Genomic DNA, 13,331 nt, shown 5'->3' with positions numbered 1-13,331 from the left:
GCGAGGCCCTTTTTGGTATAAATAAATGATGAAAAAGCGCCGATATAGACTATATGTGAATTATAGAACACAGAAAGGAAAAGAAAAATGAAGGCATTAATTACAGGTGGAGCAGGGTTTATAGGATCTAATTTGGTTGAATTACTGGTGAAAGAAGGTCATGAGGTTAGAGTCTTTGATAATTTATCATCAGGTCACATTGAAAACATATCAGAATATATAAATGGCAAAGATATTGAATATATTGGGGGAGATGTAAGAGATGCGGATGCATTATGTAAAGCTATGAAAAACATTGATGTTGTTTATCATATGGCAGCTTCAGTTGGCCGTCAAAGATCTATAGATAATCCTGCGTTGGATTCAACAATCAATCTTGTTGGAACTGTTAATGTCTTGGAGGGGATGAGACATAATGATGTGCACAAGATTGTTTATTCATCTTCAGCAGCAATATTTGGAGAGTTAAAGACTCCTTCTATTGACGAAGACCATATACAGAACGCGGATTCGCCTTATGGAGTTAGTAAATTAGCGGCTGAGAAAATGATATTATCATATTCTGGGATTCATAATATAGTAGGTATTTGTTTGAGATATTTTAACATATATGGTAAAAATCAACGATTTGACGCATATGGAAATGTTATTCCTATTTTTGCCAAAAGAATATTTGATAGTGAGCATATTAGCATTTATGGAGATGGAGAACAAACAAGAGATTTTGTAAATGTATCAGATGTTGCAAGAGCAAATTATATAAGTTCAATTAAATGTGAACAAACATCAATTTATAATTTAGGTAGTGGCACAACAATAACAATAAACGAACTTGCGAGCATGATGAAGAAGATTGCTAATAAAGACGTAATAATTGATTATTTACCAGAGAGAGTGGGAGATGTGAAACATTGCAAAGCGGACGCTTCTAAGATTGCAAGAGAGCTGGGATTTAGAGTAGAAAAGGACTTGGATGAGGGATTAAATGAATATATTTCATGGTATAGAGATAATTGTGTTTAATTCTTAGAAGATTAAAAAGTAGGTTATTAATGGTGAAAAAGCTAGTATCGATAATTATACCTGTATACAATGGATCAAATTATGTGGCCGAGGCGGTTGAAAGTGCGCTGAATCAAACATATGAAAACGTAGAAGTTATAGTAGTAAATGATGGTTCTGACGATAATGGTAAGACAAGAGAAGTTCTGAAACGATACGATAATCGTATCAAATATATAGAAAAAGAAAATGGTGGTGTTGCTTCAGCGTTAAACGAGGGAATACGAAATATGTCGGGTGATTATTTCGCTTGGCTATCACATGATGATATTTTTGATAATAATAAAATCAAAATACAAGTGGAAGATATAGAAAAAAGTGGTGATTCACAATGTATTTCTGCAATGAATTATATATTTTTTGATGAGGAATCAAAGGCAGAAATTGCAACAGATTTTCAAAAATATTATCCGATAAATAGAATCGAAAAATCGATTTTCATTCTTTTATGGGGGGAATTGCATTTTAGTAGCTTGTTATTTCATAAAGATCATTTTAAACGTGTAGGACTATTTAATGAAAATCTATTAACAGCTCAAGATAACGATTTCCTTTTTCGTTTATTGAGAGGTCAGAGAATAGTATTCAATACTAATTATGCCAGTCGTGTTAGGCTTCATAAAGAGTCAGGTACATCGACAAATAAGGATATATTGAATGCAGAAAATTCACGAATGTATGAAATGCTACTTAATCAATTATCGGAAAAAGAATTAGAAGAAATAGGAGGTACAGCTAAAAGAACGAGAGATAAGATAAAGTCGATAATAACGAGTATGAGTCCGATAAGAGATGATCTTCCTGAGTTAATAGATGGTCGTGATGAGAATATAGTACTTGTTGGAGCTGGTGGATATGGCCGAAGGGTTAATTATGAACTAAGAGCAAATGGTATTAGACCATTATTATTTTTGGATAATGATAGAAGTAAAGAAGGAAAGATAATTGATGGGGTATTGTGCAAAAAGCTGTGTAAAGAAAATATTCCCGAGAATGCAACGATTATAGTGACAAACAAGTTCTACAAAACGTTAGAGAAAATATTAGAAACATATGGGGAAAAAAATATAATTAATAAATATGATTTTGATAGACAAATGATAAATAAGTAAATTCAGAAGTAGTTTGAGAAAGGGTCAAAATGAAATGGAAAAATAAGGGGCAAGAATTTAATAAAGACAGTATGTGTATCTCGAAAATAAAAGAAGTATATTTGTTTGGTGCAGGCCATGATGGAAAAATGGTTGCACGAATAATGAGAGAAAGATACACACGAATAAAGATAAAAGCATTTTTGGATAATGATTCTAGAATTTGGGGACAAACGCTTGATGGAATACCAATTCTAAACCCTAATAATGTGACAACTGAAGAAGATGTTGGAGTTGTTGTAAGCTTTGCTTCTGAGTTTGTGCAAAAGATAGACCTGCAAATTAAGAATATGGGTTTTGAGTTTGGGAAGAATGCGTGGCATTTCGAACAATTCTTATCCATTTATGCATTGTATGAATACGATGAACTGTTTTTTTCTTCCATTTGCATACTCCCAACAGATGCATGTAATTTAAGGTGTAAAGGATGCCTTAATTTCACTAATTATATTACAAATTTTACATTTAAACCATTAGAAAAGCTGAAAGAAGAAATCGATTTATATTTTGATTGTATAACATATACTGGTTTATTTTTTATATCAGGTGGGGAACCAATGTTATATAGTCAATTGCCAGAATTAATAGAGTATATTGATACAAAATATAGTAATAGGATGTATGAACTGGGAATTGTCACAAATGGAACTATTATGCCGTCACAAGATATTATTTCAGTTTTAAAAAAGACACGTATACGAATAACAGTAGATGACTATCGTGAAGCGCTTCCTAATATGAGGGATAAAATAACAGAAATCATTAATGTATATGAAGGACTAAATAAAGGTGAAAATCTGTTGGTGCGAAGTTATGATGAGTGGATAAGTTTGTTTCCGCATACATTGGAAACTATAGGTGAGGATGAGCTTATAAAAAAGTATGACAAGTGTCATTGTCCATGGCAAGAGTATAAAGACGGTATGCTTTATTCGTGTAATTATGCTTCTTTTGCAGCAAACGCGGGAATTGTGGATACTGACATAAATAATGAAACTTATTCGTTATACAAAAATAAAAATAAGAAAGAATTAATGGAGTTCAGATTAGGTTTTACCGAAAAAGGGTACGTAGAATTTTGCAAGAAATGTGCAGGATATATGGATATAAACCCATATAAAATAAAAGCGGCAGAACAGGATATGTAAAAATTGACAGAGGTGATTATATTTGATGATATTGGAGAATAATAAGAATATTTTTAAACCCGTATCAGGAGTAATCGACGATGAGTATGTATATGTTGCTATGGCATACTGTGATGTTTTATGCAAGATATCACTATCATCTGGAGAAGTATCATTAATAAAAAAAATAAGTGATGAAGAAGGTGAATCGTTACATTTAGTCGCCAAATATGAGGAGAATTTAGTTCTAATTCCGCACGTGAGTAGTACATTAATTATATTTAATGCAAAATATGATGAGATTAAAAGAATATCGATTCCTGAACCCGAAAAAGTAAATTACAATAGGATACATATTTATGAATCAAAAATGTATATGTTACCAATATTTCGTAAAGATATTGCTGTAGTTGATTTAGTTACAGGTGAAGTTTCTTTTATAAAACTTCCAATGAATGAAATGGAAAAGTATTTAGATTCAACAAAGGAATATGGAATCGTTAGTAGTTATGGACACGATGAAAAATTGTATATTATGTGCTCAAATCCAAATCTTGTCGTTGAATATGATTGTAATAAGGGAACGTTCTTTTTAAGAAAAGAACTTAAGGGAAGCATGTCTATGTGCTTTGGAAATGGACGTTATTGGATCGGGAAAAGTGACAAAACAATCGTAAAATACAACAGTATAGATTTAATCGATGGTGAAAATGTAATATTACCATCAGACTTTACAGCTTCAAATATTCTATCGATGAGCAGTTGTAGAATAGTTGGTACAAAGGCGATATTTTGGTCATTCAATTCTAATATGATTCTAAGAGTGGATATTAAGACAGGAGAATGCGATTCACTTAATTTGCCTAGAATTGATTTTTTGAATGCAAATGATAACGAAAGATGTGGACCAATTTATATTTCTGCCAATGATACCTGTATAGTATTTTATTCAACAATGACAGAGGAATTAATAATAAGCAATGTTGAACAAAATACATATAAAACAATAAAAATTTGGCCATCTGAAGAATTAAAGAGGATGGTTTTAAAGACGGAGCAAGATGGTATAAATCTGAAATGTTTTTTGGAAAAACTGCTGATGAGGTAAATTTGTATGCAACCAATAGTATCAATAATCATACCAGTATATAATGGGGCAAATTATGTGGCGGATGCAATAGAAAGTGCAATTAATCAGACATATAAAAACATTGAAGTTATAGTAGTCAATGATGGAAGCACAGATAATGGACAAACAAGAGATATATGTAATGCGTATGGCTCTCAAATAAGATATTTTGAAAAAGAAAATGGCGGTGTGGCAACAGCAATTAACTACGGAATTAAACAGATGAGAGGCGAGTATTTTGCATGGCTTTCTCATGACGATATGTTTGTACCTACGAAGATAGAACGTCAGATGAAAAGTATTATTAATAATAATGACAAGGATTGCGTTTGTTTTTCAAATTTTGAGTTTGTAAACCATAATACTGGAGAAACAAAGCTTTTTGATATAAAGAGATACTGCGATAATGCTAAAATTGAGGATGGATTATATCCTATATTATTTGGCCTTGTACATTTTTGTACTGTTGTTGTTTCGAAGAAGAGAATAGAAGAGGTAGGATTTTGCAATGAGAAACTTCGAACTACACAAGATATTGAATGGTTATTTAGATTATTAAGAAAAAAAAAGAATATATTTATAGATGAGCCTCTTACTTTGGTAAGATTACATGAAGAACAAGGAAAAAGAATAATCAAGGAATATACTAAAGAACAAAGTGAGGCACATATTACTTTTTTAAAAAGTATAAGTGATGATGAGATAGTCCATTTGTTTGGTAGTAAAAGAAACTACTATTGGAATATGGCCTTATTTTATAGACGTGACAATAACAGGCCTCCTTTTGAGTATGTTAGGGAGTTGTATTCGAAAACAGAAAGAGAAGAAAGAGAGCTGAAATCTCTTGAGATGGTAAGAAAAAAGATGGACTCGTTTCGGAATAAAGGCAGAATTATCGTTTTTTGTACAGGGCAATATGGAAAAAGTCTTGTTTATGAGATGCTTTCCAAGGAAATAGAAGTCGATTATTTATCAGACAATAATCCGGATAAGTGGGGAGGAGAAATATGTGGTATCAGGATAGTTTCTCCGAACGAGCTTTCAAAAGATGATTATTTGTTTGTGGCAAAAGATGATCCAAAGGAAATAATAGAAGATTTAAACAATAAAGGATTTAAGAATGTTTGGTCATATGTTGAATTAGAAAAAATGATGGAAGATGTTTTACCTAAAAATATACCGGCATGGGAGGTGCTTTAATGAAGTGGAGTAACAAGGGACATCAGTACGATGAACTCGGAAACGGTTTTAAGAATAAAAAAATAATAATATATGGTGCAGCGGCTACAGGACAGGAATTCTATGAAGAGATAAAGTTTTTAAATGCCGTAGAAGCATTTGTTGACAGGAACAAGAGCGTTCAGGAATCAGGTTGTAAAGGTCTTCCTGTAATTTCAGTAAGTGAGTTAGCAAAGAGAAAAGATGACGTAATAGTTGTCATTACGGTTCTTGGATACAATGGGATGATGGTACACAGCCAGTTGATGCATTTGGGATTTGAACTGGGAAGAAATTGTTTTTACTATGATACGTTTGTAAATTATTATCTTTCAATCTATGCTTTGTATGCTTGTGGGATAACATATTTTCCTTCTATTTCCTTCCTTTTAACAACGGCGTGCAATTTAAACTGTAAGGGTTGTCTAAACTTTACAAAACAGAATAAAAATAGAAGGCACTATGAACTTGAAGATTTAAAGAAGAATGCTGATGCTTTCTTTAAGCATGTGGATTACGTCGGAAAGTTCCATATGTCAGGAGGAGAGCCTTTTTATTACCCGCATTATGAAGAATTGCTTGAATATATAGGAAGCAAGTACGGGATGCAAGTGCGTGATTTTTATACAGCGACAAACGGTACGGTTGTGCCACGTGAGAGCCTTGTACAGGCTCTAAAAAAATATGATGTATTTGTGGAAGTAGATGACTACAGGGAGACTTTACCCGGCAAGATAATGAAGAACGACGAAATAATCGATATTCTATGCAAGAATGGAATACGTCACAGTGACCGAGGCGCGGGTTACTGGATTAATTTAGATCCTGAGAATCAAGATAATTCCAATCTAAGTGAAGACGATTTGGGTATTTGGTACGATACCTGCAATAATCCGTTTGCTTCAATACATAACGGGAAACTATACAGTTGTAATTATGATGATTATGCAAAAGAAGCAAGGCTGGTAGCTGAAAGTGCGTTAGATTATCTTGATTTGACTAAAGATGAGGTAGACAAAAAAGTTCTTTTGGAATTCAGACAGGGTTTTACAGACAGAGGATATACTAATTTTTGTAAGCGTTGTGCCGGTCATGAAATGACTAACCAAAAACATATTCCGGTTGCAGAACAGTATTAGGAGCCAATTACGTATGATTTCAGTAATTATACCTGTGTACAATTGCGAAAAATATATAGAGAGATGCGTAGAAAGTATTATAGTGCAGAAAAGTGCCAATGTTGATCTTGAAATAGTTTTGGTCGATGATGGCTCGAAAGACAATTCATATAATGTATGTGTTGAAATGAAAAAACGGTACCATGATAGTGTGGTGTTGGTGCATAAGGATAATGGCGGTGTGTCGTCAGCACGAAATGCAGGGATGGATGCTGCGCATGGTGAATACTATTTCTTTGCAGATTCAGATGATGTTGTCACAGAAAAGGCATTGGAATCTTTGACTACATTAACAAGCAAAGAGGCTCAGTTGTATATGGGTGAGGTGCGGATTTGCGGCACTAAACGGCAAATCCTTTATACTAAGAAAGCGAGTTATACAAAAGAAGAATTTATATATGAAATGATGACAGAACCTTCAACGGAATTGCTTGCATCCGGCGTTTGGGGAAAGTTATTTCTTGCAAGTATTATTTCAAAGAATAAAATTAGATTCGATGAGAGGTATCAAAATGGGGAGGATGGGCTGTTTTTTGCAGACTATTTAAAGTATGTTTCTCGTGTAGAGGTTTTCGATGGAGAGTTCCCGGTTTACAAACTGTATCGATATGATGCAGGTGAAAGAGAAAGTGCTGTCTCATATTTTTATCCAGATCTGTTTGAGTTTTTTGTGTTACACAGAGAAATGCTCTATAGGATGCTCTATGACAGTAAAGGAATAAATCTAAAAGAAGTACATCAGCATTACATAAATGATTTAATTATTTTATTGGTTCGAGCATTTGCATTTCCAGAGTTTTTTAATGAAAAGGTATTGCTCGAAATCTTAAAAAAGCTTTTAAGAAATGAAATGCTAAAACGGGCAAGTAGGGATTATGAGCGGAAGTTGAGGGGGAGTAGCATTCTGATCCCATTCGGGCTTCGACATAATTGCAAGTATATACTTTATTGGCAGCTAAGAAGACGCGGTAAGCAATATAGAAAAAGAAGATACAGCGGTGAGAAACTGCGTTCGATTTTTCGCTGACAAACACAATTTTGCATCGTAAAGGGGAAGGAAAATAATTATGCAAGAGATTAGTAGGGTTTTGGGACGCGTTGACGAAATCAGAAGAAAAATGGTTGATGATGAATCTAAAGTATTATTTGACGCAAGACTCCGTTTTATGTTTGACAAAGATTTTTATGAGTTTTCAAAAGCAATGTTTTCGCTGGAACGTAAGTGGATAATACCCTATCTTGACAAAACATATAACTTTGATAATGACTATAGTGAAATTGTGTTGTGGGGATGCGGAAAAGATGGAAGGCACGTAAGAAGCCTATTGGCAAGGTCAAAGTATGCGAGCATTCCTATAAGCTTTGTTACAAACAATATGAGTCAGTGGGGGCAAACACATGAGTTTGAGATAGACAATTTGAATGTAGTAAGGACACCTATAATTAGTCCGGAAGAGCTAAGAAGTAGGATAAATAATGCGGTTATCATAATCAGTTCTATTGCTTACAGATGCGAAATAATGGATCAACTGGGGAGTTATGGTGCAAAGATGGAACAGATAGTGTATCCATTCACGTATTTTGGGTATAGACTATACGGAGAAAGGGAAACGCCACAATATTTTGACCTGTTTGAAGCAAATAGTAACGAGATATTCCTGGATGTAGGAGCTAATGGGGGTGGTACAGCTACTGATTTTGTAAAGTGGTGCGGAGAAAAAGGATACAAAGCTATTTATTCTTTTGAGGCACATCCACGCTTTATAGATATTACTAAGGAGTACTTTAAGAATAATAATCTACACGATGCAGAGGTTGTACCTATCGCAGCATGGGATAAAAAAGATACATTGGATTTTTCAATCAGCCTTGCAAACGGTAATGGTGGATGCCATGTAATGGAATCGGCAAATCTGAACAGCAACGATTGGTTGGATGCCAGTGTGAAAGTTCCTGCGGATACAATTGACAATGTTTTATCCGGTAAGCCCGCTACATTTATAAAAATGGATATTGAGGGAAGCGAATATAAAGCATTGGTTGGTGCTGAAAAGACAATTAAGAAGTATAAACCTCGAATGGCTATATCCATTTACCATAAACCGGAAGATATTGTAATGCTTCCGTATATTATTAGCCAGTATAATCCGGACTACAAATTTGCTTTGAGACAATATCACTCAGGAATGTGGGAAACCATTCTATATTGTTTTTAAAGACCTTAGGAGATGTGAATGAGCAGTCAGTTTTGTCCTTTGGTATCGATTGTGATACCAGTATATAACGGTGAGAACTACATAAGAAGTGCAATAGATAGTGCAATAAATCAAACATATTCTAATATAGAAGTTATAGTTGTTAATGATGGATCAACAGATAACACAGAAGAGATTGTTTTATCGTACGGTAATAAAGTGCGTTATTTCAAAAAGGATAATGGTGGCGTAGCTACAGCAGTAAATTTTGGAGTAAGCAAGATGAAGGGGGATTACTTTTCTTGGTTATCCCACGATGATTACTATTCTCCGAATAAAATCGAATTACAAATAAAAAAACTTAGCGAAAGTCCCGATTGTAGTCTTTGCTTTTCTAATATAAGTGTTTTGCGTGTTAATGAAAACAAGATAAGTAAGGAAGACGTGCTGAACTACTATAAGGAAGAACAAATAGTAAACAGTTGCTTTGCTCCCATTTTTTTTGCTGTGCATGGCAGCACGATTTTGGTCTCAAAAAGCCTGATAGATGAAGTCGGTGGTTGGGATGAAAAACTGAGAACCACACAAGACTCCGTGTGGCTTTTTAATGCGATGCGTGGCAGAAAATCTGCCTTCGTAAGAGAACAGTTAGTTACAGTTCGAATTCATGACAGCATGGGTCAGATTACTATGACTGAGCATAATGAAGAATTTAATGAGATGGTAATTAATTTCTGCAAGGTATTAAGCACAAATGAGAAAATAGAGTTATGTGGTTCAGAGTATAATTTTTATTCGCTGTATTATGACGTATTGCATCAAACATCAAAAGCTACTTATGCATTAGACTATTTGATTGGGAAGATGAAAGAACCGGTAAGAAAACTGTTTGAAACTAATTTTTGTGATAAGAGTCTAAAAATAGCAATCTTTGGAATGGGAAACTTTGGTAGGATGGTTTTTGATGCTTTTGAAAGCTGTTTCTTGGAAGTAGATTGTTTCTTTGATAATAACCAAGAAAAAGCAGGTACATTTTACAAAAAAACCATGTGTCATTCGATAGAAGAGTTATTGTCAAACAAAGAAAAGTACTTGGTGGTAGTTTCAATCAGCGAACCGAAGGCATTGGTTGAAGAACTAAAAGGAAAAGGCATTCCTTTTGTAATTGATAAAGATGAAGCATGCAATGTTTTATATAGAATAAGAAAGCGTTTATAGATTCTAAGAGGTAGGCATGAAGTGGACACAAAAAGGTCATCAATATGATGATTTGGGAAAAAACTTTAAGGACAAAAATATATACATCTACGGGGCAGGTAACATAGGAAAGTATTGCTTTGAACAATTGTATTTTCTTGACTGTGTAGATGCGTTTGTTGACAGAAGCTTGGAAAAGCAAAAAAGAACCTTCTGTGACAAGCCGGTTTTGACGCCGGATGTCCTTTTTAAAGAGCACATGAAAGACCACATAATAATCATTGCTATGGACTCCTGCGAGTGGGTTGGCGAAGTTGAGCGACGATTGTTACTTTCGGGATATATAAAAAATGTAGACTTTTTCTTTTACAAAGATTTTATTCCAAATCCATATAATGACGATTACAAAGATACATTTTATATTCGAATTTATTCTGTATATGCAAAGAATAAGATATATCTTGATTCAACAGCTGTTTTTCCTTCAAGCGCTTGCAACTTAAAATGTAAGTACTGCTTGGCTTTTACACCTCATATCAAGCAACATAGGATAAAAACGTTAGTTGAGTGCAAAAGAGAAGTTGATGTTTTTTTTCAATGGGTTGATTATGTTAGGTGGTTTCAGATATCCGGTGGTGAGCCGTTATTATGGAAAGATCTTAATAGCTTAATTGAGTACATTGGCGAAAAATATAGAAGTAAAATTGGACACAGGTTTGAGTTGGTTACAAATGGTACCATGGTTCCTAATGATGAATTGCTTCAACTATTGTCAAAATATGAAATGGATGTTGTAGTAGATGATTACGGAACAAACTATGGAAACATGAGAAATGAATGCTCGGCAATAAAGGAAAAACTTGAGGAATGCAATATTCCTTATCATTACAATCGCGTGTCGAATTGGGTAGATTTAGGCTTTTTTGAGTGTGACAATACAGGAAAAGATTTAGTAGAATACTATGATCAATGCGGAATACCCTTTAATACGAATGAATATGGAAAGATATATTCCTGTGCATATTGTGACTTTGCTATCAAAGCAGGCCTTATCGAGGAGAACCGAGATGACTACTTTGACCTTAATGAAGAATTGACAGACAGAGCAAAGAAAGAGTTTGTTGAATTTACTTTGGGTTATAGTAACAGGGGTTACTCCACTCTTTGTAAAAACTGCTATGGTTGGATAGAAACAATTAACAAGAATTTTGTTGGCGTGGCTGAACAAGACTAAAAAAAGGAGTAGTTCGATATGGTGTTACTATTTCCGTTTGAATTAATACCAAAAGGAAGCAAAATAATCCTTTATGGAGCGGGAGATTGCGGGATTCAATTTTTCCGTCAAATCATAAATACGCATTATTGCAATGTTGTGCTCTGGGTTGATAAAAGAGCAAATGAAATTGAAAACGGCGAAGATAGATTTGGCTGCAAATTCCCGATTTCTGCAGTAGAAAAAATACAAGAATGTAATGACTTTGATTATGCAGTAATTGCTATAGTGAATAAGGATATCGCGGACAGCGTCGCAGAAATGCTGCGTGATGAATATGGAATTAGCGAAGATAAAATAATCACTACCTGCCATGAGTACTCTACAGATACGGTGTATCCGAATAATAGAGTTGAGGATGAGCACAAAGAACCAAGCATCGAAAGTCTAGCAATTGATGAGTTGTGTCTTGTCAATGAATTGTCGGTAATGCCACGTTTTTTGGTGGCTCGTGACATAGTCAATAATGTCTACAATGAGGCAAACCTTTCGCTGTATAAACGCACCATACTGGCGCAAGGAGACATATTTACCAAGGAAAACTATTTTGTCGAACGAAAAAAAGAAACTGTTAATGATTTTATCGAGGAGTTTAAGAAACTAATTGATGCTATGAAAGCATCTGATTTTGACCAAAGAAAATACGTACCGATTGTTACAGGTAATCGAATTTTGCTTGATGGCCAACATCGCATAGCTGGGGCTGCAGCACTGGAAAAAGAAATATATGTAAAGTATTATCCCGATTTAGAGGAATACGGAGACGGATTTGGCTTTGACTGGTTTGTGAAAAATGGCTTTAGCACCGAAGATATGCAAAGAATTCTTTATGCTTACGGAGATTGTTATAAAGAATGTGGCATTTTCTTGCTTTTTGGAACGCAAGAGCATAACTGGGACTATTTTTTAGCTCAGATAAAAAAGAATTGTACTGTTGTGGGATATGTGGATTTGGACTTTAAACATGATTATGTAGGATTTGAGAATATAATCAGGGACATGTACTGGGATCCTTTGTGGATTAATACGCAAATCCATTTAAAAGCAAAGTTATTAAAATTGGCGCCTCTCAAAATAAGAGTTGTGTTGGTTTCGAATCAGAACAACAAAGAAAAAGATATATATAAAACTATACGTGCTACGAAGCTGTTATTGCGAGATTCGGTCTCAGAAGAACTGGAAGTATTAAGTGGGGCGGTAACACATGCTACAGACAACTATGAGGAGTACCTATGGGTTAGAGAGTTATTTCTGTCTGTTAATACATGCAAGAATATGTCTAGAATTGTTTTGAGAAACTATAGAGCTTCATTTATCGAAAAACTTGATAAATATAGGAAACTTCTGTATGACAACGGCGTAAGGCCTGAAGATGCAATGCTTGTCGGCAGCAGTATTATGGAAGTCTTTGGATTACGAGAGTCAAATGACATTGACTTTATTGTAAATTCAAAAGGCAGGGCTGTATTGGGCAAAAAGTCGAGGAAAATAGATGAAGATATAGAACTTTGTGGTAAGGATTTTGTTGTTATAGAGAACGATGTTGTAATGCCGGATGATGTATTGATTTCTGATGAGAATCTTCATATTCAGTTTTATGGATTAAAGTTTATCAATCTTGAAGTTCTTAAGAGCAAAAAGATTCGTGATGCACGTCAAAAGGATGAGGAAGATGTTAAACTAATCAATCTGTTTTTGGAATATGCGAATAATTTTGATGATAAGCTCGAATTACGACGACAGATAGATCGTGAGCTTCATCTTAAACGTTTTTTGTAGGAATTTATTAAAGAAAGAGTCG

At 34.3% G+C, this 13,331-nt stretch carries 11 protein-coding genes; all 11 read left to right on the top strand.

From position 1 onward, the window contains the following. Window positions 1-87 precede the first annotated feature (87 nt). Genes CRN97_RS04210 through CRN97_RS04160 form a run of 11 tightly spaced genes read left to right on the top strand, consistent with a single transcriptional unit; the run spans window position 88 to window position 13,309 of the window. The gene (locus tag CRN97_RS04210; protein ID WP_097075980.1) at window positions 88-1,023 is read left to right on the top strand and encodes an SDR family NAD(P)-dependent oxidoreductase; all 936 of its coding nucleotides are present in this window, start codon (window positions 88-90) and stop codon (window positions 1,021-1,023) included. A 29-nt stretch (window positions 1,024-1,052) separates the two neighbouring features. Then, entirely contained in the window at window positions 1,053-2,174 is a 1,122-nt protein-coding gene (locus tag CRN97_RS04205) for a glycosyltransferase (RefSeq protein WP_097075979.1), read from the top strand. Between the two features lie 29 nt (window positions 2,175-2,203). After that, complete coding sequence (locus tag CRN97_RS04200) at window positions 2,204-3,361, top strand: radical SAM protein (protein WP_097075978.1); 1,158 nt, start codon at window positions 2,204-2,206, stop codon at window positions 3,359-3,361. Between the two features lie 22 nt (window positions 3,362-3,383). Further along, window positions 3,384-4,448: a hypothetical protein gene (locus CRN97_RS04195; protein WP_143483237.1), complete on the top strand. Its 1,065-nt coding sequence runs from the start codon at window positions 3,384-3,386 to the stop codon at window positions 4,446-4,448. Window positions 4,449-4,454: 6 nt separating this feature from the next. Further along, the gene (locus CRN97_RS04190; RefSeq protein ID WP_097075976.1) at window positions 4,455-5,669 is read left to right on the top strand and encodes a glycosyltransferase family 2 protein; all 1,215 of its coding nucleotides are present in this window, start codon (window positions 4,455-4,457) and stop codon (window positions 5,667-5,669) included. Continuing rightward, complete coding sequence (locus tag CRN97_RS04185) at window positions 5,669-6,826, top strand: radical SAM protein (RefSeq protein WP_179670673.1); 1,158 nt, start codon at window positions 5,669-5,671, stop codon at window positions 6,824-6,826. The genes CRN97_RS04190 and CRN97_RS04185 overlap by 1 nt, the downstream gene beginning before the upstream one ends. 13 nt (window positions 6,827-6,839) lie before the next feature. Next, entirely contained in the window at window positions 6,840-7,892 is a 1,053-nt protein-coding gene (locus CRN97_RS04180; RefSeq protein WP_097075974.1) for a glycosyltransferase family 2 protein, read from the top strand. A 40-nt stretch (window positions 7,893-7,932) separates the two neighbouring features. After that, complete coding sequence (locus tag CRN97_RS04175; protein WP_097075973.1) at window positions 7,933-9,081, top strand: FkbM family methyltransferase; 1,149 nt, start codon at window positions 7,933-7,935, stop codon at window positions 9,079-9,081. An 18-nt stretch (window positions 9,082-9,099) separates the two neighbouring features. Next, window positions 9,100-10,278 (top strand): glycosyltransferase, encoded by a 1,179-nt coding sequence (locus CRN97_RS04170; RefSeq protein ID WP_097075972.1) that lies wholly within the window; start codon window positions 9,100-9,102, stop codon window positions 10,276-10,278. A 16-nt stretch (window positions 10,279-10,294) separates the two neighbouring features. Beyond that, window positions 10,295-11,491, top strand: a complete 1,197-nt coding sequence (locus CRN97_RS04165; protein ID WP_097075971.1) for a radical SAM protein — start codon at window positions 10,295-10,297, stop codon at window positions 11,489-11,491. An 18-nt stretch (window positions 11,492-11,509) separates the two neighbouring features. Next, window positions 11,510-13,309 carry a hypothetical protein gene (locus CRN97_RS04160; protein WP_097075970.1) on the top strand — a complete coding sequence of 600 codons (1,800 nt, stop codon included), beginning with the start codon at window positions 11,510-11,512 and terminating at the stop codon, window positions 13,307-13,309. The last annotated feature ends 22 nt before the right edge of the window (window positions 13,310-13,331 follow it).

Origin of the sequence: Pseudobutyrivibrio ruminis DSM 9787, assembly GCF_900218035.1 — a bacterium.
In the GTDB taxonomy this organism is placed as follows: domain Bacteria; phylum Bacillota; class Clostridia; order Lachnospirales; family Lachnospiraceae; genus Pseudobutyrivibrio; species Pseudobutyrivibrio ruminis.
The sequence above is the reverse complement of the archived record's forward strand: the minus strand, read 5'-3'. Positions and strand labels throughout refer to the sequence as shown.